At 71.5% G+C, this 23,247-nt stretch carries 23 protein-coding genes and 1 riboswitch; of the genes, 13 read left to right on the top strand and 10 right to left on the bottom strand.

What is annotated here, in order from left to right; all coding sequences use genetic code 11:
• The first annotated feature begins 23 nt into the window (after positions 1–23).
• The 4 genes from ftsR (at position 24) to LZ604_RS31245 (ending at position 3,839) form a co-directional block, all read left to right on the top strand.
• On the top strand, positions 24–779 hold the full coding sequence (ftsR, locus tag LZ604_RS31260) for a transcriptional regulator FtsR (RefSeq protein ID WP_234519282.1): 756 nt from the start codon (positions 24–26) through the stop codon (positions 777–779).
• Positions 780–863: 84 nt separating this feature from the next.
• Positions 864–1,337, top strand: coding sequence for a bifunctional nuclease family protein (locus tag LZ604_RS31255; RefSeq protein ID WP_067026588.1), 474 nt, complete (start codon positions 864–866; stop codon positions 1,335–1,337).
• Between the two features lie 368 nt (positions 1,338–1,705).
• Entirely contained in the window at positions 1,706–2,386 is a 681-nt protein-coding gene (locus LZ604_RS31250; protein WP_234519281.1) for a MerR family transcriptional regulator, read from the top strand.
• Positions 2,387–2,441: 55 nt separating this feature from the next.
• The gene (locus tag LZ604_RS31245; protein WP_234519279.1) at positions 2,442–3,839 is read left to right on the top strand and encodes a DNA polymerase IV; all 1,398 of its coding nucleotides are present in this window, start codon (positions 2,442–2,444) and stop codon (positions 3,837–3,839) included.
• A 46-nt stretch (positions 3,840–3,885) separates the two neighbouring features.
• On the opposite strand, the gene LZ604_RS31240 is transcribed toward LZ604_RS31245, so the two are convergent.
• Complete coding sequence (locus LZ604_RS31240; protein WP_234519278.1) at positions 3,886–4,257, bottom strand: PRC-barrel domain-containing protein; 372 nt, start codon at positions 4,255–4,257, stop codon at positions 3,886–3,888.
• A 114-nt stretch (positions 4,258–4,371) separates the two neighbouring features.
• A riboswitch (glycine riboswitch) is annotated at positions 4,372–4,467 on the top strand.
• A 177-nt stretch (positions 4,468–4,644) separates the two neighbouring features.
• On the opposite strand from LZ604_RS31240, the gene gcvP reads away from it, so the two are divergent.
• Positions 4,645–7,530: an aminomethyl-transferring glycine dehydrogenase gene (gene gcvP / locus LZ604_RS31235; protein ID WP_234519275.1), complete on the top strand. Its 2,886-nt coding sequence runs from the start codon at positions 4,645–4,647 to the stop codon at positions 7,528–7,530.
• A gap of 120 nt (positions 7,531–7,650) precedes the next feature.
• Here the strand turns inward: gcvP and LZ604_RS31230 are convergent, their stop codons facing one another.
• Together LZ604_RS31230 and LZ604_RS31225 are read right to left on the bottom strand one after the other, a co-directional pair.
• Entirely contained in the window at positions 7,651–7,857 is a 207-nt protein-coding gene (locus tag LZ604_RS31230) for a DUF5999 family protein (protein WP_103840200.1), read from the bottom strand.
• Positions 7,858–8,501: 644 nt separating this feature from the next.
• Entirely contained in the window at positions 8,502–9,086 is a 585-nt protein-coding gene (locus LZ604_RS31225) for a hypothetical protein (RefSeq protein WP_234519271.1), read from the bottom strand.
• A gap of 547 nt (positions 9,087–9,633) precedes the next feature.
• On the opposite strand from LZ604_RS31225, the gene LZ604_RS31220 reads away from it, so the two are divergent.
• Entirely contained in the window at positions 9,634–11,151 is a 1,518-nt protein-coding gene (locus LZ604_RS31220) for a glutamate-cysteine ligase family protein (protein ID WP_234519269.1), read from the top strand.
• Positions 11,152–11,371: 220 nt separating this feature from the next.
• Positions 11,372–12,193, top strand: a complete 822-nt coding sequence (locus tag LZ604_RS31215; protein WP_267972062.1) for a CPBP family intramembrane glutamic endopeptidase — start codon at positions 11,372–11,374, stop codon at positions 12,191–12,193.
• 64 nt (positions 12,194–12,257) lie between these two features.
• Here the strand turns inward: LZ604_RS31215 and LZ604_RS31210 are convergent, their stop codons facing one another.
• From LZ604_RS31210 to LZ604_RS31200, 3 genes are all read right to left on the bottom strand, one after another.
• Positions 12,258–13,067: a PhzF family phenazine biosynthesis protein gene (locus LZ604_RS31210; RefSeq protein WP_234519267.1), complete on the bottom strand. Its 810-nt coding sequence runs from the start codon at positions 13,065–13,067 to the stop codon at positions 12,258–12,260.
• A gap of 89 nt (positions 13,068–13,156) precedes the next feature.
• Complete coding sequence (locus LZ604_RS31205; protein WP_234519265.1) at positions 13,157–13,435, bottom strand: hypothetical protein; 279 nt, start codon at positions 13,433–13,435, stop codon at positions 13,157–13,159.
• Positions 13,436–13,640: 205 nt separating this feature from the next.
• A complete protein-coding gene (locus LZ604_RS31200) occupies positions 13,641–14,069 on the bottom strand; it encodes a VOC family protein (RefSeq protein ID WP_234519263.1) in 429 nt (142 codons plus the stop codon).
• A gap of 111 nt (positions 14,070–14,180) precedes the next feature.
• Here LZ604_RS31200 and LZ604_RS31195 point away from each other — a divergent pair, with 111 nt between their 5' ends.
• Positions 14,181–14,840 (top strand): PadR family transcriptional regulator, encoded by a 660-nt coding sequence (locus tag LZ604_RS31195; protein ID WP_234519262.1) that lies wholly within the window; start codon positions 14,181–14,183, stop codon positions 14,838–14,840.
• A 72-nt stretch (positions 14,841–14,912) separates the two neighbouring features.
• Here the strand turns inward: LZ604_RS31195 and LZ604_RS31190 are convergent, their stop codons facing one another.
• The gene (locus LZ604_RS31190; protein ID WP_234519261.1) at positions 14,913–15,341 is read right to left on the bottom strand and encodes a type II toxin-antitoxin system Rv0910 family toxin; all 429 of its coding nucleotides are present in this window, start codon (positions 15,339–15,341) and stop codon (positions 14,913–14,915) included.
• 242 nt (positions 15,342–15,583) lie between these two features.
• Between LZ604_RS31190 and LZ604_RS31185 the strand changes: the two genes are divergently transcribed.
• The 3 genes from LZ604_RS31185 to LZ604_RS31175 all read left to right on the top strand — a co-directional run bounded on the left by LZ604_RS31185 (position 15,584) and on the right by LZ604_RS31175 (position 18,448).
• Positions 15,584–16,267, top strand: coding sequence for a Clp protease N-terminal domain-containing protein (locus LZ604_RS31185; RefSeq protein WP_234519260.1), 684 nt, complete (start codon positions 15,584–15,586; stop codon positions 16,265–16,267).
• A gap of 52 nt (positions 16,268–16,319) precedes the next feature.
• Positions 16,320–17,318 carry an EamA family transporter gene (locus tag LZ604_RS31180; protein ID WP_234519259.1) on the top strand — a complete coding sequence of 333 codons (999 nt, stop codon included), beginning with the start codon at positions 16,320–16,322 and terminating at the stop codon, positions 17,316–17,318.
• Between the two features lie 179 nt (positions 17,319–17,497).
• Positions 17,498–18,448 carry a DMT family transporter gene (locus LZ604_RS31175; RefSeq protein ID WP_234519258.1) on the top strand — a complete coding sequence of 317 codons (951 nt, stop codon included), beginning with the start codon at positions 17,498–17,500 and terminating at the stop codon, positions 18,446–18,448.
• A 108-nt stretch (positions 18,449–18,556) separates the two neighbouring features.
• On the opposite strand, the gene LZ604_RS31170 is transcribed toward LZ604_RS31175, so the two are convergent.
• Positions 18,557–19,189 (bottom strand): FMN-binding negative transcriptional regulator, encoded by a 633-nt coding sequence (locus LZ604_RS31170; RefSeq protein ID WP_234519257.1) that lies wholly within the window; start codon positions 19,187–19,189, stop codon positions 18,557–18,559.
• Positions 19,189–19,872 (bottom strand): pyridoxamine 5'-phosphate oxidase family protein, encoded by a 684-nt coding sequence (locus tag LZ604_RS31165; protein WP_234519256.1) that lies wholly within the window; start codon positions 19,870–19,872, stop codon positions 19,189–19,191. The genes LZ604_RS31170 and LZ604_RS31165 overlap by 1 nt, the downstream gene beginning before the upstream one ends.
• Before the next feature lie 36 nt (positions 19,873–19,908).
• Here LZ604_RS31165 and LZ604_RS31160 point away from each other — a divergent pair, with 36 nt between their 5' ends.
• Entirely contained in the window at positions 19,909–21,240 is a 1,332-nt protein-coding gene (locus tag LZ604_RS31160; RefSeq protein WP_234519254.1) for an aminotransferase class I/II-fold pyridoxal phosphate-dependent enzyme, read from the top strand.
• Here the strand turns inward: LZ604_RS31160 and LZ604_RS31155 are convergent.
• Positions 21,237–22,238, bottom strand: coding sequence for a DMT family transporter (locus tag LZ604_RS31155; protein WP_234519251.1), 1,002 nt, complete (start codon positions 22,236–22,238; stop codon positions 21,237–21,239). The genes LZ604_RS31160 and LZ604_RS31155 overlap by 4 nt on opposite strands.
• Before the next feature lie 74 nt (positions 22,239–22,312).
• Between LZ604_RS31155 and LZ604_RS31150 the strand changes: the two genes are divergently transcribed.
• Positions 22,313–23,221, top strand: coding sequence for a LysR family transcriptional regulator (locus LZ604_RS31150; RefSeq protein ID WP_234519250.1), 909 nt, complete (start codon positions 22,313–22,315; stop codon positions 23,219–23,221).
• The last annotated feature ends 26 nt before the right edge of the window (positions 23,222–23,247 follow it).

Below are 23,247 nucleotides of genomic sequence, written 5' to 3'. Positions count from 1 at the left end.
GGGGGACTCCCAGGGAAGGTCCCATGCTTCACACACCGAGCGGCGGTGCCGACAGCGGCACCGCCGCCCCGGACAGCGGGCTGATGAGCATCGGCACCGTGCTGAACGTGCTGCGCGAGGAATTTCCCGAAGTCACCGTCTCCAAGATTCGTTTCCTGGAGTCGGAGGGTCTCATCGAGCCGCAGCGCACCCCGTCGGGGTATCGCAAGTTCAGCGCACGGGACGTCGAGCGCCTCGGTCGGGTGCTGAGGATGCAGCGGGACCACTATCTGCCGCTGAAGGTCATCCGTGAGCACCTCGAGGCCCTGGAGCGGGGAGAGGAGGTGCGGTTGCCGTCCCTGGGCCGTCCGCGTGACACCGGCGACGGAGAGCTGCTCGGCGACCTCCTGGGTGAGCCCGAGGCCGCCCCGGCCGCCCGGATCGCCCGCGACGAGCTGATGGCGGCCGCCGGGATCAGCGCCGAGCAGCTCGCCGAGTGGGAGTCGTATGGCCTGGTCACGCCGTATGTGGAGGGGCTGTACGACGCCGACGCCGTCACCGTGGCCACTCTGCTGGCCGAACTCGGCCGGCACGGTATCGAGCCGCGCCATCTTCGGGTGATGAAGGCCGCCGCGGACCGCGAGGCGGGCCTGGTGGACCAGGTTGTGGCACCGCTGAGGCGGCACCGCAATCCGCAGACCAGGGCGCACGCCGAGGCCCGCACGAAGGAGCTGGCCGGGCTCGCGGTGAAGCTGCACGCGGCGCTGGTGCAGTCCGCCCTGGGTGTGCGGCTGTCCTGAACCGGCGGGTTCGCCGACGGCGGATCACCCCGCCGTTCCGTGCCCGACTACCCAAACGTCCCGACCACGGCCTAGGGTTGCTGTGTGAACGAGCTCGATGTCGTAGGTGTCCGGGTCGAGATGCCCTCCAACCAGCCGATCGTGCTCCTGCGTGAAGTGGGAGGCGACCGCTACCTCCCCATCTGGATCGGCCCCGGGGAGGCGACGGCGATCGCGTTCGCCCAGCAGGGCATGGCCCCCGCCAGACCACTGACGCACGACCTGTTCAAGGATGTGCTGGAGGCCGTCGGCCAGGAGCTCACGGAAGTACGCATCACCGACCTGCGTGAAGGCGTCTTCTACGCGGAGCTGGTCTTCGCCAGCGGTGTCGAGGTGAGCGCCCGCCCGTCCGACGCCATAGCGCTTGCCCTGCGCACCGGGACGCCGATCTACGGCAGTGACGGGGTGCTGGACGACGCGGGCATCGCGATCCCGGACGAGCAGGAGGACGAGGTCGAGAAGTTCCGCGAGTTCCTCGACCAGATCTCTCCGGAGGACTTCGGTACGAGCAACCAGTGACGGGCCCCAGTGGGGCCTGTCGGACGGGGCGTGCGGACCGCGAGGTGTGGTTGCACGTGTGCGCGGCGAGCGTGGGTCGGGAAGCAGAGCGCCGTGCAGTGCGCGGGACGCTCCGCGCTGAGCCGTGGAGACGAGGCCCGGGCACCCCAGGGCCACCTGAGGAACGGCGATTGTGCGCCGCCCCGGCCGTAGGCACCTGCGCCGTCTCATGATCCGTGGCCAGAGCATTCGGCTAGCCTTTCCCCGCGGAAGGGCACGGGAAACCACTCCTAGGGTGATTATCACTCGGCGTGCCGAGTGTGGCGATCGTTGACGCACCCCTGGTGACTGCCTACCGTCGAGAAGGCAGGTCAAGGACGGAGGTCGGCGTGAGAAGCAGCGGCGGCGGCACGGCAGGGGGTGCCCCCGGACGCGGTCTGGGGGAGAGCGGCCCGTACCCTCCCTCAACCTCTCGGCTCCGTTCCAGCGGGAGCTACCCCCCTCAAGGTCAGGCGTCCGGCTCCGCCGCCCAGCTGCCCACGGCCGTGCCGGGCGACGCCGGGGCGGCTTCCGAGCACATCGACATCGGCTATCGCGGCCCCACGGCGTGCGCCGCCGCGGGCATCACCTACCGGCAGCTGGACTACTGGGCCAGAACGGGTCTCGTCGAACCGAGCGTGCGACCCGCCTACGGTTCGGGGACTCAGCGTCTGTACAGCTTCCGGGACGTCGTCGTCCTCAAGATCGTCAAGCGGTTCCTCGACACCGGTGTGTCCCTGCAGAACATCCGCACCGCCGTCCAGCACCTCCGGGAGCGCGGCTTCCGTGACCTGGAGCGGCTGACGCTCATGAGCGACGGCGCGACGGTGTACGAGTGCACCTCGCCGGACGAGGTCCACCAGCTGCTCCAGGGCGGACAGGGCATCTTCGGCATCGCCGTGGGCGTCGTGTGGCGGGACGTGGAGAACGCGCTGTCGCAGCTGCACGGGGAGCGGGTCGACACCGGCGAGACGATCGTCGGCCACAACCCGGCGGACGAGCTGGCGCGGCGCCGCAATCGCGCCGTCTGAGACGCGCCGCGGTCGCCCGGCCGCATTGTCAGTGGCGTAGGGCAGCATCGGAGATGTGAGAACCGCGCCCACGATCCTGCATCTCGACATGGATGCCTTCTACGCCTCGGCGGAGCAGGCATCCAAGCCGAGCCTGCGCGGGAAGGCGGTCGTCGTGGGCGGGCTCGGGCCGCGCGGGGTGGTGGCGACGGCGTCGTACGAGGCTCGTGTCTTCGGCGTGCACTCCGCGATGCCGATGGCCCAGGCACGCAGGCTCGCGCCGAACGCCGCGTATCTGGTGCCGCGCTTCGGGTTCTACCGGCAGATCAGCGAGCAGGTCATGGGACTGCTGCGGGCCTTGTCGCCGCTGGTGGAGCCATTGAGTCTCGACGAGGCGTTCGTGGACCTGGAGGCCGGAGGAACGGCCTGGGACGAGGAGTCGGCGCGCCTCGTGGGGGTCGGACTGCGCGCCGACATCCGGTCGGTCACGGGGCTGACGGGCTCCGTGGGGCTGGCCGCCTCCAAGATGCTCGCGAAGATCGCCTCCGAGCAGGCCAAACCGGACGGCCTGGTGGTGATCCGGCCCGGCACGGAGCGGGCGCTGCTCGGGCCGTTGCCGGTGCGCACCCTGCCGGGGGTCGGGCCCGCCACCGGGGATCATCTGCGGCGGGCCGGGATCACGACGGTCGACGAGATCGCCGAGGCGGGGGAGGACGAACTCGTCAGGCTGCTGGGCAAGGCCCATGGGCAGGGGCTCTACGCGATGGCCCTGGCCAGGGACGAGCGGCCCGTCGTGGCGGAGCGGGAGGCCAAGTCGGTATCGGTCGAGGACACATACGACGTCGACATCCACGACCGGATCCGGGTCGGCCTGGAGGTGCAGCGGCTTGCGGACCGATGTGTGCGGCGGCTGCGGGACGCCGGGCTTTCGGGAAGGACCATCGTGCTGAAGGTGCGCAGATACGACTTCTCGACCCTGACCCGCTCCGAGACCCTGCGCGGACCGACGGACGACCCCACGGTGGTGCGCGAGGCGGCCGCGCGCCTGCTGGAGTCCGTGGACACCACCGGCGGGGTCCGGCTGCTCGGCGTCGGCGTCAGCGGGCTCGCCGACTACACCCAGGAGGACCTGTTCGCCCAGGCGCATCTGGCGGCGGATGAGGCGGCGGCCGAGGAGCAGCCGGAGGCGGAGGCCACCGCCGTGCCCGCCGCGGAGGAGCCGGCGGTACCGGCCGAGCCGGTCTGGCGCGCCGGGCAGGATGTGCGGCACACCGACTACGGGCACGGCTGGGTGCAGGGCAGCGGTCTGGGCAAGGTGACCATACGGTTCGAGACTCCCGACTCGGAGCCCGGGCGCGTGCGTACGTTCCCTACCGACGATCCCGGGCTGGAGCCGACGGATCCGTTGCCTCTGGTGCCACGAAGACCCGAGGCCGCCGAGACCCGTTCGGCACCGGGGGACCGCGGGGCGTGACGACTCCGCCCCGCTGCGGCGTGCCCGGGCCGGAGGACTCCCGCGCTCAGCTGCCGTCGGACTCCGCGAGCCGCCCGAAGTCGCGGTCGGGCGGTGCCGGCGGCGGGGCCACATCGAGGCCGTAGTGGTGGTAGAGCTGCAGCTCCTGTTCGGGGGAGAGGTGCCGCCCGACGCCGAAGTCGGGCGCCTCCTTGATCAGCGAACGTTCGAAGGGCACGTAGAGTGCGCCCTCGACCAGCCGACTGGGCTCCAGCGGCACGAACGCGTCCCTGCTGAACAGTCCCGTCCGTATGGCCGCCCACTCCGGCACTCCGGTCGCGTCGTCGAGATAGACCTCGTCGATCGTGCCGATCTTCACGCCGTTCCGGTCGAACGCCTTGCGGCCGATAAGATTCCGCGGATCGATGTCGGTCTGCACGGTCCCTCCAACTGGTCGCAACCCATCCGTAAGCTCTACAAAAGAGCACATTCAGCACGGCGGCCACTCGACGGCCCTCAGGTTGTGCCCGCTGGTAGTCTGGCAAGCGGCTGCTGACCCCGTGCGGGAGAGCCCTCCGGAAGGATCCGGAGGCGCCGAAGGAGCAAACCCTCCCCGGAAACTCTCAGGCACACGTACCGCATGGACGAGGTCACTCTGGAAAGCAGGGCGGGTGCCGACGGCTCCCGCTCTCACCGACGGTGAAAACCGGAACGCTATAGGGCGGACCGGTGAAGCTCTCAGGTCGAGATGACAGAGGGGGAGGCCGTCGGGGTACCCGCGCCGGGGTGCCCCTCGAAGGTCGCGTCAGACCAGGAGGCCTCCGCAATGACCCCCCATCGCATTCCGCTCTCCGAGCTCGAGCAGGGAACACCGTTCGAGCAGCGCCACATCGGGCCCGACCAGGAGGCGCGGGCCAAGATGCTCGCGCACGTCGGCTACGGCTCGCTCGACGAGCTCACGGCCGCAGCGGTCCCGGATGTGATCAAGAACGCCGACGCCCTGGACCTGCCGGGCGCGCGCACCGAGGCAGAGGTGCTGGCAGAGCTGCGCTCGCTCGCCGACCGCAACCAGGTCCTCGACTCCATGATCGGTTTGGGCTACTACGGCACCTTCACGCCCCCGGTGATCCTCCGGAACGTGATGGAGAACCCGGCCTGGTACACCGCCTACACCCCGTACCAGCCGGAGATCTCGCAGGGCCGGCTCGAGGCGCTGCTCAACTTCCAGACCATGGTCGCCGAACTCACCGGCCTGCCGACCTCCGGTGCCTCCCTGCTCGACGAGGGCACGGCCGCAGCCGAGGCCATGGCGCTGTCCCGGCGCATGGGCAAGAACAAGAAGGGCCTCTTCCTGGTCGACGCGGACGCGCTGCCGCAGACCATCGCCGTGATCCAGACCCGTGCCGAGCCCACCGGCGTCGAGGTCGTCGTAGCCGACCTCAGCGACGGCATCCCGGCCGAGATCGCCGAGCGGGAGATCAACGGCGTACTGATCCAGTACCCGGGCGCCTCCGGTGCCGTACGCGACATCAAGCCGGTCATCGAGCAGGCACACGGGCTGGGCGCGCTCGTCACCGTCGCCGCCGATCTGCTCGCGCTCACCCTGCTGACCTCCCCCGGTGAGCTGGGCGCAGACATCGCCGTCGGCACCACCCAGCGTTTCGGCGTGCCGATGGGCTTCGGCGGCCCGCACGCCGGCTACATGGCGGTGGGCGAGAAGTTCGCCCGGAGCCTGCCCGGCCGGCTCGTGGGCGTCTCCGTGGACGCGGACGGGCACAAGGCCTACCGGCTCGCGCTGCAGACGCGGGAGCAGCACATCCGCCGTGAGAAGGCGACCAGCAACATCTGCACCGCCCAGGTGCTGCTCGCCGTGATGGCCGGGATGTACGCCGTCTACCACGGGCCCGAGGGCCTGCGGACCATCGCGCGACGCACGCACCGGTACGCCGCGGTCCTGGCCGCCGGCCTCACCGCCGGCGGGGTCGAGGTCGTCCACGGCTCCTACTTCGACACACTGACCGTGCGGGTGCCGGGCCGGGCAGGCGCGGTGGTCGCCGCCGCCCGCGAGCGGGGCGTGAACCTGCACCCGGTCGACGCCGACCATGTGTCCATCGCCTGTGACGAGACGACCGGGCGGGCCCAGCTGGGTGCCGTCTGGACCGCGTTCGGCGTCGAGGGCGATGTCGCGGCGCTGGACGCGACCACCGAGGACGCGCTGCCGCAGGCGCTGCTGCGCACCGACGACTACCTCATGCACCCGGTCTTCCACCAGCACCGCTCCGAGACCGCGATGCTGCGCTATCTGCGCAGGCTGGCCGACCGCGACTACGCGCTCGACCGCGGCATGATCCCGCTGGGCTCCTGCACCATGAAGCTCAACGCGACCACCGAGATGGAGCCGGTCACCTGGTCCGAGTTCGGGCAGCTGCACCCCTTCGCGCCCGCCGAGCAGGCGCAGGGCTATCTCACGCTGATCGGCGAGCTGGAGCAGCGGCTCGCCGAGGTCACCGGCTACGACAAGGTGTCCCTCCAGCCCAACGCCGGTTCACAAGGCGAGCTGGCCGGTCTCCTCGCGGTGCGTGGTTACCACCGTGCCAACGGCGACGATCAGCGCACCGTGTGCCTCATCCCGTCCTCCGCGCACGGCACCAACGCCGCCAGCGCCGTCATGGCCGGTATGAAGGTCGTCGTCGTGAAGACCGCGGAGGACGGCGAGATCGACGTCGAGGACCTGCGCGCCAAGATCGAGCAGTACCGCGACGAACTGGCGGTGCTGATGATCACCTATCCGTCCACGCACGGCGTGTTCGAGGAGCACGTCGCCGACATCTGTGCCGCGGTGCACGAGGCCGGCGGACAGGTGTACGTCGACGGCGCCAACCTCAACGCCCTGGTCGGCCTCGCCAAGCCCGGCCACTTCGGCGGCGACGTCTCGCACCTCAATCTGCACAAGACGTTCTGCATCCCGCACGGCGGCGGCGGTCCCGGCGTCGGCCCGGTCGCCGTGCGCGCGCATCTGGCGCCGTACCTGCCGAACCACCCGCTGCAGCCCGCGGCCGGTCCGGAGACGGGCATCGGCCCGATCTCGGCCGCCCCGTGGGGCTCGGCGGGCATCCTGCCGATCTCGTGGGCGTACGTCCGGCTCATGGGCGGCGAGGGCCTCAAGCGAGCCACCCAGGTGGCGGTGCTCTCCGCCAACTACGTCGCCAAGCGCCTCGAGCCGCACTACCCCGTGCTGTACACCGGACCGGGCGGGCTGGTCGCCCACGAGTGCATCATCGACCTGCGCCCGCTGACCAAGGCGACGGGCGTGAGCGTCGACGACGTCGCCAAGCGGCTGATCGACTACGGCTTCCACGCGCCGACCATGTCGTTCCCGGTCGCCGGCACTCTGATGATCGAGCCGACCGAGTCCGAGGACCTCGCCGAACTGGACCGGTTCTGCGACGCGATGATCGCCATCCGCGCCGAGATCGAGAAGGTCGGCTCGGGCCAGTGGCCCGCCGAGGACAACCCGTTGCGGGGCGCCCCGCACACCGCCGCGGCGCTCGGCGGCACGTGGGAGCACGCCTACACGCGCGACGAGGCCGTCTTCCCGGCCGGCGTGTCCTCCGCGGACAAGTACTGGCCGCCGGTGCGCCGCATCGACCAGGCCTTCGGCGACCGCAACCTGGTCTGCTCCTGCCCGCCGCTGGACGCTTACGAAGAGTAATCGGCACCGGATATGCGTCGGGGCCGGTGCGGAGCGTTCGTCTCCGGCCGGCCCCTCGTATGTCGGGGCAGCGTCCGCCCCTCGTGTCACGGGGCGGTTCTCGGCCCCGTCGTGCGCCGCTCAGGCGGCCGTCATCACCTGGTCCGTGCCCAGCGGGCGGTGCGGGGCGATGATCTGGCCGTCGGGCAGAAGCTCACCGGTGTCCTCGAAGAGCAGAACGCCGTTACACAGCAGGCTCCATCCCTGCTCCGGGTGGTGCGCCACAAGACGGGCGGACTCCCGGTCGGCGGATTCGGCGGTCGGGCACGGTGGCTGGTGCTGGCACATGGTGGATGGGATCTCTCGCTCTGGCGTGATGGATGAGATGGCTGTCGTGTCTGTCCTGCGGCTCGTCGCGTCGTTCATGGCCGCCCCCCCGTTGGCGATACGTACCGGAACCCAGTGTTGCCTCACGGCCGTCCATCCGCAGGCATTTCGCTGTACCGGTTCTCACAGGTTCATGACGCGTCACCCGGGCGGGCGGTTCAGTCCAACTCCCCGTTCCTTCGGGTGGTTTCCGATGGCCGTAAGGGGCTAGTCCGAGTGGCCCGCCCGGCGCTTCGTCCCGCCCTGGTCGTTTCAGGGCGGTTTGACGGCCAGAAGGGTCTCTCCGAGGTACGTGTGCTGCCACCGTGGTGGAGCCGGGCACCGCACTCGGCTACTCCGCCGCTTGGCCGGCCGGCACCGGCGCCCGGTGACAGCCGTATCCGTGCTGCTCACCACGCGGCCGGGAGCCTGCGCGCGCCGGCCGCGCGCCGGCCGCCCTGCCGTCGCCGCGCGGGGAAGAGGGGTCCGGCGACCCGGGGACGCCGCTCGGGAAGCCGCAAGGGGAGCCCGCGAGCCGCAGTCGGCGTGTGGGTGCGCCGGCGTATCCACGCCATGTGCCCCGCGGCCGTTTCCGGCGGCGGGGCACGGGCCGGGCGGGTCTGTGCCTATGCGGGTGAGCCGAGCAGCGGGGCCGGAGTCATCCGCAGGGTGAGCACCGGCAGGAGGTCGGCGACGCGGCGCGGACGGTGGGCCGCTATGCCGGGCGGGGCCGGGGCGAGCGGAACCAGGAGATCGGCCGCGGCCGGGGAGCCTGTCGCGCCGTCGCCCGAGCAGTCGCCGTGCAGCCACAGGGTGAGCATGTACAGCGTCGGCACGGACAGCAGCCGGGCCTGGTACGGCTGGGTCACCGCCTCCGCCTGGCGCAGGGCGTGTTCGGTGGCGGCGATGTAGGGGCCCTCGAAGAAGTGCGAGAAGGCCCAGCCGTCAGGGGTCAGCATGGTCTCGGCGGCGGCGACGGCTCGGTCTCCGCAGCGGATGAGGAAACGCCACCCCGTGAGCCGGGTGGCCCAGGCGCCCTCGGGGGTGATCCGGTCCAGAACGTGCACGGGCAGCGGGAGTTCGGGTGTCGTGGGGCCCTGGGCGGCTCGCAGGGACGGGGTACGAGCCTCCTGGACAGCGGTGGGGGAACCGAGTGCCGTGAGGACGGAGCGGAGAGCGGGCGCGGGTGCCGGGGGGACATGCAGCAGCATGGTGGGTCGCCTCTCATTCGACAGGCACGGTGGCGCGGGGGGCGGGGCGGAGAAGGGCGGGCGGACAGCGCTGTCAGCTCTCGGGGTCAGAGGAGCAGGGGAACTGTGCCCGGACGAATGGAGGCGTCTCGACGGCAGGGCTCAGGACCGCGCGCCAACTCTCTCTGCCCCGTGCGAAAAGTTTATACGACACATGTTCATGCAATGTTTCGTCTAGTCGTCCCGCGTATGACGAACAAGGGGATATCCGGTCGCCGATAAGCGGTATTCGTCCCGATACCTGGCGGGCCCAACGGTCGCGACCTCGGATTACTCGCCCGTAACGGTCGGCCGGTTCTCGTCGGCGTTTTTCACGACATGGTTGCGCCGTGAAACTGCCTACTGCGGCATGCCCTCTGAATGTGCCCGGTGATACTGCCCGCCCAGCCTAGCGGGTGGCGGCCGCACGCGGGGACGTTATCGATCGCGTTGCCGGGGCATCATCCACCGTGACCCGGTCAGCAGCGGCCGGAACGTGGGCCTGCCCATCCTAGGAGGGACGTACCCGATGGGAGAGAAGGTCGTGGCAGGGATGTTCGACCTGTCCGATCGTCAGCGCTACCGCGACAAGCTCAGGCAGTGCCTGACGGGACTTGCGCGACTGCTGGAGGAGAAGCGGTTCGATCGCCCGAAGAACCTCGTGGGTCTGGAGATCGAATTGAATCTCGCCGGGCCCGACGGCATGCCGAGAATGATGAATGCGCAAGTGCTGGAAAGGATTGCCAGTCGAGATTTCCAAACAGAACTCGCCATGTTCAACCTCGAAGTCAACATCGCTCCACATCGGCTCGGCGGCAGGGTATTCGACCGGCTTGCCGAGGAGTTGCGCACCTCGCTGGCCTATGCCCACCGGAAAGCGAACGAGGTCGACGCCGGCATCGTGATGATCGGCATTCTGCCGACGCTCGACCGCGATGACCTGGTCTCCTCCAACCTCTCCGCCGTCGACCGGTACACCCTGCTCAACGACCAGATCCTGGCCGCCCGCGGTGAGGACTTCACCCTCGACATCGACGGGGTGGAGCGGCTTGTGTGCACCTCCCGTTCGATCGCGCCCGAAGCCGCCTGTACGTCCGTCCAATTGCACCTCCAGGTGACCCCGGGGCGCTTCGCCGACGTCTGGAACGCGGCGCAGGCGGTCGCGGCGGCGCAGATCGCCGTAGGCGCCAATTCCCCCTTCCTGTTCGGACGTGAACTGTGGCGCGAGTCCCGGCCGCCGCTGTTCCAGCAGTCCACCGACACCAGGCCGCCCGAACTCCAGGCGCAGGGGGTGCGCCCGCGCACCTGGTTCGGTGAGCGCTGGATCACGTCGGCCTACGAACTCTTCGAGGAGAACCTGCGCTACTTCCCGGCGCTGCTGCCGATCTGCGACGACGAGGACCCCCTGGGCGTACTCGACCAGGGCGGCACACCCAAGCTCGCCGAACTCGTCCTGCACAACGGCACGGTGTACCGCTGGAACCGGCCGGTGTACGGCGTCGCCGACGGTGTGCCGCATCTGCGGGTGGAGAACCGGGTGCTGCCCGCCGGCCCCACGGTCACCGATGTGATCGCCAACGCGGCCTTCTACTACGGCGTCGTGCGCGCCCTCGCCGAGGACGCGCGGCCGGTGTGGACACGACTGCCGTTCGAGGCCGCCGCCGCCAACTTCGACGACGCCTGCCGTTACGGCATCGAGGCACGACTGCGATGGCCGAGGCGCGGGCGGTACGGCGGCACCACCGAGGTGGAGGCCGTGGACCTGGTGCGCGACGAACTGCTGCCACTCGCCGCGGCGGGGCTCGACGCATGGGGGGTCGAGCCGGCCGACCGGGACTTCTACCTCGGTGTGATCGAGGAACGGTGCAGGCTCAGGGCCAACGGCGCGACCTGGCAGGCCGCCACCTTCCACCGGGCCCTGGAGCGGGGGCTCGACCGGAACGCCGCGCTGGCCGCGACGACCCGGCGGTACGGCGAGCTGATGCACGCCGGTGAGCCGGTGCACACCTGGCCGGTCGGGTTACCGGAACCGGTGCTGCTGGGCTGAGCGGCGACTCCCGGCCCCGGCCGCCCGCCCGGCCGGGGACCTCGAGCGCTCCGGACCGGCCCTCCCTGTTGAGTCCGTGCCGTGAAGCACCCGTATGGCAGAGCAAGGGACCAGCGGGTGCGCCCCGATCGGCGTCCGTTCCCCCACGGCCTCGCGAGCGATCTTCGGCGTTTCTGCCGAGGGCCGCGGCAGGCGAAGATGGGACGAGGCGGGATGGCTCATGGCGCAACAGGAGGCGGGAGTGCAGGTGGACGAAGGGGCGGTGGCCGACTCTTTTGCGGCGGAGCGGCCGACGCGACGGATTCTCCGTAACGAGACGCTGCTGGTGCTGGCGCTGTCGCTCGGTGCGAGCGGCGTGTCGGCGCTGATCAGCTTTGTCGGTTCGGTCACCAAGCCCGGGGGGCTCAAGGAGCAGGCGGCCACCCTCAACGCGTCGGCCGCACCCGGCCGCCCCTGGCTGGATCTGGCCTGGCAGCTCTTCGGGATCGCGACCGCGCTGGTGCCGGTGGCGCTGGTCGCCCATTTCCTGCTGCGGGAGGGCGCGTCGCTGCGCACGCTCGGCTTCGACCGCACGCGGCCGTGGCCGGATCTCGGGCGCGGTGCGGCGATCGCCGCGGTGATCGGTTCCACCGGCATCGCGTTCTACCTGGCCGCCCGGGGCTTCGGCGCCAACCTGACGGTGGTGCCGGAGGCGCTGCCCGATGTGTGGTGGAAGTTCCCGGTGCTCGTCCTGTCGGCGGTGCAGAACGCGGTGCTGGAGGAGGTCATCGTCGTCGGCTATCTGCTGCGCAGGCTCGACCAGTTGGGATGGACCCCCGGCACGGCCCTGGTGGCCGGCTCGGTGCTGCGCGGCTCCTACCACCTCTATCAGGGCATCGGCGGCTTCCTGGGCAACATGGCGATGGGGGTGGTCTTCGTCTACCTCTACCGGCGCTGGGGCCGGGTCGGCCCCCTGGTGGTGGCCCACTCGCTGCTGGACATCGGGGCTTTCGTCGGGTACGCGCTGCTGGCGGGGAAGGTGGGCTGGTTGCCCACGGCGTGAGGGGCCACGACGGAAGGGGCGTACGGCACTGCCGTACGCCCCTTCCTCGTGACCCGCCGCCGCGTCAGCCGAGCAGTTCGCCCTCGATGACGGTGACCGCATGGCCGGTGAGCAGGGTGCGGTCGCCGCGGAGTGCGGTGCGGACGCGGCCCGAGCGCGGCGAGGCCTGCAGACCGGTGAGGTCCGAGCGGCCGAGGCGTTCGGCCCAGTAGGGCGCCAGGGCGGTGTGGGCGCTGCCGGTGACCGGGTCCTCGTCGATGCCGATGTTCGGGAAGAAACAACGCGAGACGAAGTCGTATCCCCGTGAAGGGTCTTCGGCGCGGGCGGTCGCGATGACACCCCGCCGGGAGAGGCGGCCCAGCGCCCGGTGGTCGGGGGCGAGGCCGAGCACCGTCTTCTCGTCGGTGAGTTCGAGGATCAGGTCGCCGACGTCGGGGCCGGTGTCGACGGCGGTGAGGGGTGCGGCACCGAGGGCATCGGAGAGTCCTTCGGGGATCTCGGCCCGGGACAGGGGGGCGGCGGGGAAGTCCAGGGTGATCGAGCCGTCCTCGTGCGGCGCCGCGCTCAGCACCCCGCTGCGGGTGGCGAAGCGTACGGTGCCCTCGTGGGCGCCCGTGGTGTGCAGCACATGGGCGGTGGCGAGGGTCGCGTGGCCGCACAGGGCGACCTCGGTGGCGGGCGTGAACCAGCGCAGCGCCCAGTCGGCCTCGCCGCCCTCGGGCAGACGGCGGGCGAACGCGGTCTCGGCGTGGTTGACCTCGCGGGCCACGTGCTGCAGCCAGTCGTCCTCCGGGAACGCGTCGAGGAGGAGGACACCGGCCGGGTTGCCGGTGAAGGGGCGGTCGGTGAAGGCGTCGACGATTCGGATCCGCATGGGCCGACGCTAGACCCCGGCGCACGGGCCGGGCCAAGGCCAATTCGCAGTGGCTGGACCCGAGTGCCGCCTGGGTGGCCGGCCACCCCTCACTCCGTCGACTGGCTGGAAAGGGGAGCGCGTAGCTCGACGCGGAGTCGGATCGACGTGTCGATGGCCAGTCCCATACGGGAGTAGCGAGGCCAGCTGCCGCTGCAGTGCAGCAGCCAGTGCCTCGTCCGGGTCGGGAAGGTGTTCGTCTCCTTCTTCCGAGAAGGCCGTGGGGTCGCCAAGAACGCCTTCCCACACGCGAAGGCGCCGCGCTCGCCGGACGACACCGCCTTCAGCCGCTTCTCCACCAGGGCCGAGAGCTCCTGCCATGTATCCATTCGAGCCACCCCGGGTCGTGATGCCGGCGCGCTGACGCCAGCCACGGTGATCATCGCAGTCACCAGTGACAACGCCACGACCGGACGGCGCTGTGGCATGGATCGCCGGATCAGGCGCTCGGGCTCCGGCAGAACACCTCGACAGGTCGGGGGCGGTTCCTCGTCTTGGCCCATGGGGAGGGAACGAGGACACGTTCGCGGCCCCTCAGTCGATACAGAACTCGTTGCCCTCGATGTCCTGCATCGGGATGCACGCATCATTGCCGTCATACAGCGTCCGCACGTGTACCGCGCCGAGCGGGACCAGTCGCGCGCATTCGGCCTCGAGTGCGGCGAGGCGCTCTTCACCCACGAGTCCGGTGCCGACCCGCACATCGAGATGCACGCGGTTCTTGGCGGCCTTCCCTTCGGGGACGCGCTGGAAGAACAGTCGCGGGCCCACACCTGAGGGATCAATGCAGGCGAACCAGGAATCCCGCTGCTCAGGTGGCTGCGAGCGCTTGAAATCGTCCCACGTGGCAAACCCCTCCGGTGGCGGCGGTACGACATACCCCAGCACCTGGCACCAGAAACGAGCGAGGCGCTCAGGTTCTGCGCAGTCGAAGGTGACCTGGAACTTCTTGATCGATGTCATCGACCCACCGTATCGGCGCGTGCTGCCTGAGACGACGAGTCTTGTCATGCCGAGGTTTCCGATATATCGTTGACGCATCGCGACAGATCAACGATGGATGGAGTGATGGCGATGCGTTCCCGTGGACAGGACTTCGGATTCGAACGGCACGGACACCACCACGGCGGCCCCGCTCATCGTGCGCGGGGTGGCTTCGAGATGCGGCGCGCGGCCTTCGGGCCCTTCGGGCCGGGTGGCTCCCAAGGTCCCGGCGGCCCCGGATTCGGCGGCCCAGGATTCTTCGGGCCGGGTGGACCCTGGGGCGGCCGTGGCCGCGGCGGACCGCGCGGCAGGGCGCGGCGGGGTGACGTACGGGCGTCGATCCTGGCCCTCCTCAAGGACCGGCCGATGCACGGCTACGAGATGATCCAGGAGATCGCCGAGCGCAGCGGCGGGGCGTGGAAGCCCAGCCCCGGCTCGGTCTACCCCACCCTCCAGCTGCTGGAGGACGAGGGGCTGATCGCCAGTGAGAGCGAGGGAGGCAAGAAGCTCTTCTCGCTCACCGAGGCGGGTCGTGCCGTGGCCGACGAGGGCCCGGAGGCCCCGTGGGAAGAGGCCTCGCGAGGCGTCGACTGGGAGGCTCTGCACGAGATCCGGCAGGCCGGCTTCGGTCTGATGGAGGCGTTCGGCCAGGTCTGGAAGACCGGCAGCAAGGAGCAGCGCGACAAGGCCCTCGCGGTCATCAACGAGGCCCGAAAGAGGCTGTATCTGATCCTCGCCGACGAGAGCTGACGGTACGACGGGTCACGGCCCGTGCGGGCGCCCCGCGGTACACGACCGCGGGGCGCCTGCACGTCTGCCGGTTCAGGACACCAGCGCCCCGAGCCGGCGCAGCGACTCCTGGAGCGCGGTCGTCGCCGAGTCCTTCAGCCTGCCCGCCATGAGGGAGACCGCCGCGCCGGTGAACTCGCCCTCGATACGTACCGAGGTGCCCTCGCCCTGCGGTGTCAGCGTGTAGCGCGTGGCGAGGTTCACGGCCATCGGACCCGTTCCGCGGATGGCCAGGACGCGCCCGGGCACCAGTTCCTCGATGGTCCAGGCGACCTCGGCCGGGAAACCCATGAGCTTCATGTTCTCCTCGAAGGTCCCGCCCACTTCCAGGACCTGCGGGCCGCCCTTCGGAAAGCCGGTGTGGGTCGCGTTCCACTCGCCGTACGCCGACCAGTCCGTGAGCTGGGCCCACACCTTCTCGGCGGGCGCCGCCACACGTGCTTCCGCGCTGACTTCGGCCATACGACCACCCCTTGGCGTCGGCTGCTGCGGCGGGCGCAGCTACGGTGTCGCGGAAGGTAGCCCCGGGAACCCGAACATTCAATACTGATGGGCCGTCAGGAATCGGGGGCGGTTACGGCGGTGGCCCCGGGCAAGGCGGCGCGCGGTTGGTCAGGGAAAACCGCGCGATCTCATCCGTAGGGAGGAGAAGCAGGTCGGCCATCCCCAACCTGTGTCGGATGCGAAGATGCTGCCCGCCGGGGATGACCCGGGCCGCCGGGACTGGTGGGGTAGGGGATGTGCCACCCCGTCATTCCCAGCGGCCGGCCGCCGCGCCCGGCGCGCACCGCACCCACCTCGATGCCAGGCTCACCGCCGAGTTGGCAGCGGTGGTCGCGGGTGCCCGCAGAAGGGCGGTGCGGGACGGTGACCGGCAGACCGACACGGCGCATCTGCTGCACACTCTCCTGGAGTCCGACGCCGAGGTGCGGTCCGCCTTCGACGGCCCGCAGATCGCACGGCTGCTCGGCTACCTGGTCCAGCGGGCCATCGGCTACGGCCTGCGCTGGCAGAGCACGGTCGAGGACTCCGGCGCCCTGCCGGTGCTCGGCGAACCGGAGCGCTGGTCGCCGGCGGCGGCGAGCGCCCTGAACTCGGCCTACGGGCGCGCGGCCCGGCGAGGCGCCGCACGCGCGCGGGGGCTCGATCTGCTCGCCGCCATCCTGGCGGACCCGGAGTCGCGGGCCGTCGAGGTCCTCGGCCGCGCGGGCGTCGACGTAGGGGCGCTTCAGGCCCGGATCGAGGCGGGGACAGCGGCGGAGGAGTACGCCGCCGGGACCCCGGAAGCAGGGGATGTCCGGAGCGGGGACGGGACACCGACGGCACTCCCGCCGCGGATCCCGCCCTGCCGAGCACCCCGGCCGGACGCGCAGACGTCCAGCCCATGAGACAGGTGCCATCGGTGATGACGCTCATGTCGTCGCCTGTCATCATGTGCCGATGCACATGTCTCAGGGGACTCAGGGGACCCGTGGCCGGGGCTTCGGCCTGGGGCTCGCCCTTGCGTCCGCGCTCGCCTTCGGCGGGTCCGGTGTCGCGGCCAAGCCGCTGATCCAGGCGGGTCTGGACCCGCTCCACGTGGTGTGGCTGCGGGTCGCGGGCGCCGCGCTCGTGGCGCTCCCGCTCGCCGTGCGCCATCGCGCGCTGCTGCGCGAACGCCCCGCGCTCCTCACCGGCTTCGGCCTGCTCGCCGTGGCCGGCGTGCAGGCCTGCTACTTCGCCGCCCTCTCCCGTATCCCGGTCGGAGTCGCCCTGCTGATCGAGTACCTCGCGCCCGCGCTTGTGCTCGGCTGGGTGCGCCTGGTGCAGCGGCGGCCCGTCACACGCGCCGCGGCGATCGGCGTGGTCCTCGCGGTCGGCGGTCTCGCCTGTGTCGTGGAGGTGTGGTCCGGTCTGGGCTTCGACCCCCTCGGGGTGCTGCTCGCGCTCGGCGCCGCCTGCTGTCAGGTCGGCTACTTCGTCCTGTCGGACCAGGGCAGTGAGGCGGGCGCCGAAGCCCCGGACCCGCTCGGCGTCATCGCCTACGGACTGCTCCTCGGGGCCGCAGTGCTCACCGTCGTCGCCCGCCCCTGGACCATGGACTGGTCCGTCCTCGTGGGCACCGCGAAGATGAACGGCACCCCGGTCCCGGCCGTCCTGCTGCTGGCCTGGATCGTGCTGGTCGCCACGGTCCTCGCCTACATCACCGGAGTGCTGTCCGTGCGCCGCCTCTCACCCCAAGTGGCCGGCGTAGTGGCGTGCCTGGAAGCGGTCATCGCCACCGTCCTCGCCTGGGTGCTGCTCGGCGAGCACCTCTCGGCGCCGCAACTGGCCGGTGGTGCGGTCGTCCTGGTGGGCGCCTTCATCGCCCAGTCCTCCGCACCCGCACAGGGGTCGCCGGAACCGGTCGCGAGCGGGGGCGCCGAAAGGAAGTTGTCGCCCCGGGGCACGGCCGCCTAAGGTGTCGATCATGCATTCCGACGCACTCGTTCTTCCGCCCCCGGCCGCCTGAGGGCGGGCCCTCCGGAATCCACGCCCGGCACGCCGCCGGGCGGAACGGTGCTGCCCGCAGAAGAAGTCCACGGCCCCCGACGCTCGGGGCCCTTCCCGAACTTCTGCGTATCTGCGGAGACCACAACATGTCGAATGCCGCATCCGGCCTGCCCGTCGGGCGAGGCCTGCTGTATCTGATCGTCGCCGGTGTCGCCTGGGGTACCGCGGGCGCGGCCGCCTCCCTGGTCTACCGGGCCAGTGACATGGGGCCCGTCGCCCTCTCCTTCTGGCGCTGCGCGGCCGGGCTCGTCCTGCTGCTCGCCGCTCGCCCGCTGCGCCCGCGCGCCCGCACCGCCGTACCGGAACCACGCGCGCGCAGGGCGCTGCGGGCGGGGGCGACCGGCCTCGGGCTCGCCGTCTTCCAGACCGCCTACTTCGCGGCGGTCTCGGCCACCGGACTGGCCGTGGCGACCGTCGTCACCCTGGGCGCCGGCCCGGTGCTCATCGCGCTCGGCGCCCGGCTCACGATGGGGGAGCGGCTCGGCCGGAGCGGAGTGACCGCCGTCGTCGGAGCGCTCGCCGGGCTCGGGGTGCTCGTCCTCGGCAGCGGGGAAGCGACCGTGCGCCCCTGGGGCGTGCTGCTGGCCGTCGCCTCGGCGGCCGGCTACTCGGTCATGACCCTGCTCACCCGATGGTGGGGCCGAGACGGCGCGGCCGACGTGTCCGGCACCACCGTGTCGGCGTTCGCGGTCACCACCCTGATCCTGCTGCCGTTCGCCCTGGCCGAGGGGCTGGTGCCGCACACCGCCGAACCGGTGCTCCTCGGGGGGATGGTGGCGTACATCGCGGCGGTCCCCACGGCCCTGGCCTATGCCCTCTATTTCGCGGGCGCGTCCGTCGTACGGTCCGCCACGGTGTCCGTGGTGATGCTGCTCGAGCCGGTCAGCGCGGCGGTGCTCGCCGTGGCCCTGCTCGGTGAGCGGCTCACCGCGGCGACCGCCGGAGGCACCGCGCTGATGCTGGGCTCGGTCGCGGGGCTGGCCCTGGCGGAGGCGCGCGGTGTACGGGTACCGGAAAAGGAGCCGGTCCTCGTGTGACGGACCGCCACGGAACCGGTCACCGGACGGTGCGGCGAGGCCGCCGTCGGGCTGACCGAACCGGCGGGCGTGCGGGTGCGGGGCCGGCCGGACCCGCACCCCGGCCCGTCACGCTCCGCGTCGGCGCCGCAGATGTTCTCGGGCCGCCGCGTCGCCCGGTCCGCCCCGCCCCGCCAGTCCGGCCGCGATGCGGTCCTGCACCCGTTCCGTCTTGTTGCCCGCGTACTTGAACTTCGCCCGTACGCCGGTCACTTCGAGCCGCAGACCGCGGATGCCCGACAGCATGCGGCCGTACGGGGCCTCGCCCGCCGCCGCGCGGGCCGAGCCTCCCTCCGGCTGGAAGTGGCCGATCTGCCGGTTGAGCAGACCCGCCTTCTCGGCCGGATCGTCCACGATGCGGGCGGTGCAACGGAGTTGGACCGCCGCGTAGAAGCTTGTCGGCACGCCGTGTTCGGACGGGATACCGGGCGCCGCCTGCCAGGGGCCCGGCACGTACACATAGTCGTCGACCACGCTGAGCAGCACGTCCGGGTTCGCCTCCAGGGCGGCCCAGAGCGGATTCGGCCGCGCCAGGTGGCCCACCGCCTCGCCCCGCTCCCCGTCGTACGCGAAGTGCAGCGGCTGGACGTACGGCGGCTCGCCCGGCAGTCCGTTGACGGCGAGCTGCCCGAAGTCGTGGACGGCCAGCCAGCGCTGCCACTCGGCGTCGTCGTGGGGCGCGTCCCAGGGGTGGATCAGCATCACAGGACCGTCAGGTAGTCCGGCAGCGCCACACCGGACGGCAGGCCGGCGTCGGCCTGCGGGGCGCCGTACTCCCTGCGGACCGGGACCACGCCCGCCCAGTACGGAAGGGAGAGGTCCTCGGGCTCGTCGTTCACGCCGCCGGTGCGCACCTTGGCGGAGACCTCGTCCAGGTCGAGCCGGATCACGGCCGTGGCCGCGAGCTCCTTCTTGTTGGCGGGGCGCGAGTCGCGGGAGCGGCCCGGGACGACATGGTCCACCAGTGCGTCGAGGGCGATCCGCCGCTCCTCGGGGTCGGTGACCTGGTGGGCGATGCCGTGCACCAGCACCGACCGGTAGTTGATCGAATGGTGGAAGGCCGAGCGGGCCAGGACCAGCCCGTCGACATGCGTCACCGTCAGACAGACCGCGAGCCCGGGGTCCGCCTCGCCCGACATCCGCAGCGGACGCGAACCGGTCGAACCGTGGACGTAGAGCCGCTCGCCGACCCGGCCGTAGAGCGTGGGCAGGACGACCGGTGCGCCGTCGCGGACGAAGCCGAGGTGGCAGACATAGCCCTCGTCGAGTATCGCGTGCACCAGCTCCTTGTCGTACGACGCCCGGTCCGCGGAACGCGTGGGGACGGTGCGGTCGGTCGGCGTGTAGGCGGTGGGCGACGACGTCGGCTGCGAGGTCCCCGGCATGGGCGCTCCTGATTGGACTAGTGCATAATCTTCTTTGTGCTAGGAGGGTATCGGATCGAAGGGCGACGCGCAGCGGAGATCGCTGCGAGCGTCGAGCGTGCGGTGGGTGCCGGAGAGCTGGAACCGGGCCAACCGCTGCCACCTGTAAGGGACTTGGCGGTCGAGTTGGGCGTGAATCCCAATACCGTCGGCGCCGCCTATCGCGTCCTGCGGGACCGCGGGGTCATCGAGACCGCCGGACGGCGGGGCAGCCGGGTGCGGTCCGCACCGGCCACGACGGGCCGGGACCACATCCATGTGGAGGTGCCCGAGGGGGTGCGCGATGTGTCGAGCGGGAATCCGGACCCCGCGCTGCTGCCGCCGCTGGCGGGGGCCTTCGCGGCCGCGGCGGCCCAGGGCGACGGCGCACCGGTGCTGTACGGAGATGTCGCCGTGGAGCCGGAGCTGGCCCGACTGGCGCGGGCCGGCCTCGACGCCGACGGGGTTCCGGACGGGCCGCTCGCCGTCGTCTCCGGATCGCTGGACGCCGTCGAACGGGTCCTCGAGGCCCATCTGAGGCCGGGAGACACGGTCGCCGTCGAGGACCCCGGCTGGGGCAGGACCCTTGATCTCGTGCCGGCGCTCGGTCTGCGCACGGTTTCGGTCCGCGTCGACGACGAAGGACCGCTTCCGGACGGTCTGCGCAACGCCCTGGAGGCCGGGGCACGGGCCCTGATCGTCACCGACCGGGCGCAGAACCCGACCGGCGCGGCGGTGAGCGCCGCACGCGCGCGTGCCCTGCGGTCGGTGCTCCGGGCGCACTCCGGCACTCTGCTGATCGAGGACGACCACGGTCACGGCATCGTCGACGTGCCCCTCCATCCGCTCGCCGGCGCGACCCGGCACTGGGCCTTCGTGCGCTCGGCGGCCAAGGCCTACGGCCCCGACCTGCGGATCGCCGTGCTCACCGGCGACAGGGTCACGGTCGACCGGGTCCGGGGACGACAGCGGCTGGGCCCCGGTTGGGTGAGCCGGGTGACTCAGCGGGCCCTGGTCCGGCTGTGGGCCGACGGCGCGGTGGACGCACCGGCGGTGGCGGCGGCGTACGGCAGGCGTCGCGGCGGGCTGATCGCCGCGCTGGCGGCCCGTGGTGTCGCGGCCCACGGGGTCAGCGGGATGAACGTGTGGGTCCCGGTGCCCGACGAGACCGCGGTGGTCGCGCGGCTGCTGCATGCGGGCTGGGCCGTCGCGCCCGGCGCCCGCTACCGGATGAGCGCCCCGCCCGGCATCCGGATCACCGTCTCGACGCTGATGGAGGACGAGAACGGGCCGCTGGCGGACGCGGTCGCCTCCGCCCTCGGCCCAGGCCCCGCCCGCAGCTACGTCTAGTCCCGATCCCGATCCCGATCCCGATCCCGGTCCCGGTCCCGCTCCTCGTGCCCGGTCCGCCCGCCGGGCCTGGTCCGGGCCTGGGTCAGTGCCGCGCCCGCCAGCACGATGACCGCTCCGACCGGGGTGGACCAGGTCAGCGACTCACCGAGGATCGCGACCCCGGCCGCGGTGGCGATGACGGGGATGAAGTACGTGACCATCTGGGCCGTCGTGGGCCCGACCTCCGCGACCAGGCCGTACTGGAGGAGCACGGCCAGCCCGGTGCCGAGCGCGCCGAGGGCCGCGACCGCGAGCAGCGGCAGCAGCGGGAAGCGGCTCGGCAGGGTGGTGAACAGGGGGGTCACCACGGCCAGTTGGACGGTGGCGAGGAACAGCTGGGCACCGGTCAGGGACAGATGCGAGTGGCCGGTGCCGGCCAGGGTGCGGCGCACGTAGATCCAGCCGACGGGGTAACTGAGCGAGGCGAGCAGGGCCATCGCCGTGCCCGTCACGTCCAGGCCGTGGAAGCCCTGCCAGGCGCCGAGCACCGTCAGCACGCCCAGGAAGCCGATGCCGAGCCCCGCGACCCGGCGCCGTGTCGGCCGGTCCTCGGAGAGTGCGACCAGCGACAGGGCCATGCCCCACAGGGGCGAGGTGGCATTGCAGATCCCCGCGAGCGTCGACGGGATCGTCAGCTCGGAGTAGGCGAAGAGCGAGAACGGCAGTGCGTTGAGCAGGAACGCCGCGACGGCGAGGTGGCCCCAGGTACGGGCGCCGCGGGGCAGGCGGTCGCGCTTGACGGCCATCGCGGCGGCGAGCACCGCCGTCCCGAACACCAGGCGGCCGAGGGTGACCTGGAACGGGGCGTACGCCTGCGTGCCGACCTTGATGAAGAGGAAGCTGAAGCCCCAGATCAGCGAGAGGACACCGAAGCGGATCCGCCAGTCGAGGGCGGTCCGGCGGCGGGGCGTGACGGGGGTGTCTGCGACGGCTCGTGTGGTGGCGACGGTGCTCATGGCCGTAACGATGACGGAATCAACCTCGTAGCACAATCGAGATTTTGCACGCGATATCTCGTAGCATCGCTTACATGTTGAATTTGGAGCGCCTGCGCACCCTCGACGCCCTCGCCCGGCACGGCTCGGTCAGCGGGGCGGCCGAGGGGCTGCACGTGACGACTTCGGCCGTCTCCCAGCAGATGGCCAAGCTGGAGCGGGAGGTGGGCCAGCAGCTCCTGGCCAGGAACGGCCGGGGCGTGCGGCTCACGGACGCGGGCCGGCTCCTCGCCGATCATGCGGCACGCATCCTGTCGCAGGTGGAGCTCGCCCAGGCCGATCTGGAGGCGCAGCGCGGACAGGTGGCGGGGGAGCTGCGCCTGTCGGCCTTCCCCACCGCGGCGCGTGGGCTGTTCCCGAGGGCGCTTGCCGCACTGCGGTCCGACCATCCCGCCCTGCGCCTGCGGTCGTGCGAGCTGGAGCCGGAGGCCGGGGTCGCCGGAGTGGTGCGCGGCGACCTCGACCTCGCGGTCGTCCTGGACTGGTACAACAAGCCCATGCCGCTGCCCGACGGACTCGTGAAGGCGGCGATCCTGGACGATCCGGCGGATGTGGCGGTGCCCGTGGGTCATCGGCTCGCCGACCGTCCCGAGGCCGACCTCGGAGAGTTCGCCGACGACGAGTGGATCACCTGGGGCGAGGGTGAGTTCTGCCATGAGTGGCTCATCTTCACCCTGCGCTCCAAGGGCGTCGAACCCCGCATCGGCCACCGTGCCGCCGAGACCCACACCCAGCTCGGACTGGTGGCGGCCGGACTCGGCGTGTGCATCGCCCCGCTGCTGGGGCGGGATCCGATGCCGGCCGGCGTGGTCACCGTTCCCCTGCGCCAACGGGTGCGCAGACATGTCTACGTGGTCTGGCGCGCCGACGCCGACCGCCGTCCGTCGATCCGGGCGGCCGTGGAGGCGCTCCGGGGGGCGGGGCAGGCCGTGTCGGCCGGGTGACCGGTCACGGGAGCCGCCGCCCGGCG

This window comes from Streptomyces glomeratus (assembly GCF_021462825.1).
Lineage (GTDB): Bacteria > Actinomycetota > Actinomycetes > Streptomycetales > Streptomycetaceae > Streptomyces > Streptomyces glomeratus.
Note: the sequence above shows the minus strand (reverse complement) of the source record. Positions and strands in the feature narration are given on the sequence as shown.

Coding starts and splice junctions, on each gene's coding strand:
- ftsR (WP_234519282.1), top strand. CDS start 24: ATGCTTCACACACCGAGCGGCGGTGCCGACAGCGGCACCGCCGCCCCG.
- gcvP (WP_234519275.1), top strand. CDS start 4,645: ATGACCCCCCATCGCATTCCGCTCTCCGAGCTCGAGCAGGGAACACCG.
- LZ604_RS31230 (WP_103840200.1), bottom strand. CDS start 7,857: ATGTGCCAGCACCAGCCACCGTGCCCGACCGCCGAATCCGCCGACCGG.
- LZ604_RS31225 (WP_234519271.1), bottom strand. CDS start 9,086: ATGCTGCTGCATGTCCCCCCGGCACCCGCGCCCGCTCTCCGCTCCGTC.
- LZ604_RS31220 (WP_234519269.1), top strand. CDS start 9,634: ATGGGAGAGAAGGTCGTGGCAGGGATGTTCGACCTGTCCGATCGTCAG.
- LZ604_RS31215 (WP_267972062.1), top strand. CDS start 11,372: ATGGCGCAACAGGAGGCGGGAGTGCAGGTGGACGAAGGGGCGGTGGCC.
- LZ604_RS31210 (WP_234519267.1), bottom strand. CDS start 13,067: ATGCGGATCCGAATCGTCGACGCCTTCACCGACCGCCCCTTCACCGGC.
- LZ604_RS31205 (WP_234519265.1), bottom strand. CDS start 13,435: ATGGATACATGGCAGGAGCTCTCGGCCCTGGTGGAGAAGCGGCTGAAG.
- LZ604_RS31200 (WP_234519263.1), bottom strand. CDS start 14,069: ATGACATCGATCAAGAAGTTCCAGGTCACCTTCGACTGCGCAGAACCT.
- LZ604_RS31195 (WP_234519262.1), top strand. CDS start 14,181: ATGCGTTCCCGTGGACAGGACTTCGGATTCGAACGGCACGGACACCAC.
- LZ604_RS31190 (WP_234519261.1), bottom strand. CDS start 15,341: ATGGCCGAAGTCAGCGCGGAAGCACGTGTGGCGGCGCCCGCCGAGAAG.
- LZ604_RS31185 (WP_234519260.1), top strand. CDS start 15,584: ATGACCCGGGCCGCCGGGACTGGTGGGGTAGGGGATGTGCCACCCCGT.
- LZ604_RS31180 (WP_234519259.1), top strand. CDS start 16,320: ATGCACATGTCTCAGGGGACTCAGGGGACCCGTGGCCGGGGCTTCGGC.
- LZ604_RS31175 (WP_234519258.1), top strand. CDS start 17,498: ATGTCGAATGCCGCATCCGGCCTGCCCGTCGGGCGAGGCCTGCTGTAT.
- LZ604_RS31170 (WP_234519257.1), bottom strand. CDS start 19,189: ATGCTGATCCACCCCTGGGACGCGCCCCACGACGACGCCGAGTGGCAG.
- LZ604_RS31165 (WP_234519256.1), bottom strand. CDS start 19,872: ATGCCGGGGACCTCGCAGCCGACGTCGTCGCCCACCGCCTACACGCCG.
- LZ604_RS31155 (WP_234519251.1), bottom strand. CDS start 22,238: ATGAGCACCGTCGCCACCACACGAGCCGTCGCAGACACCCCCGTCACG.
- LZ604_RS31150 (WP_234519250.1), top strand. CDS start 22,313: ATGTTGAATTTGGAGCGCCTGCGCACCCTCGACGCCCTCGCCCGGCAC.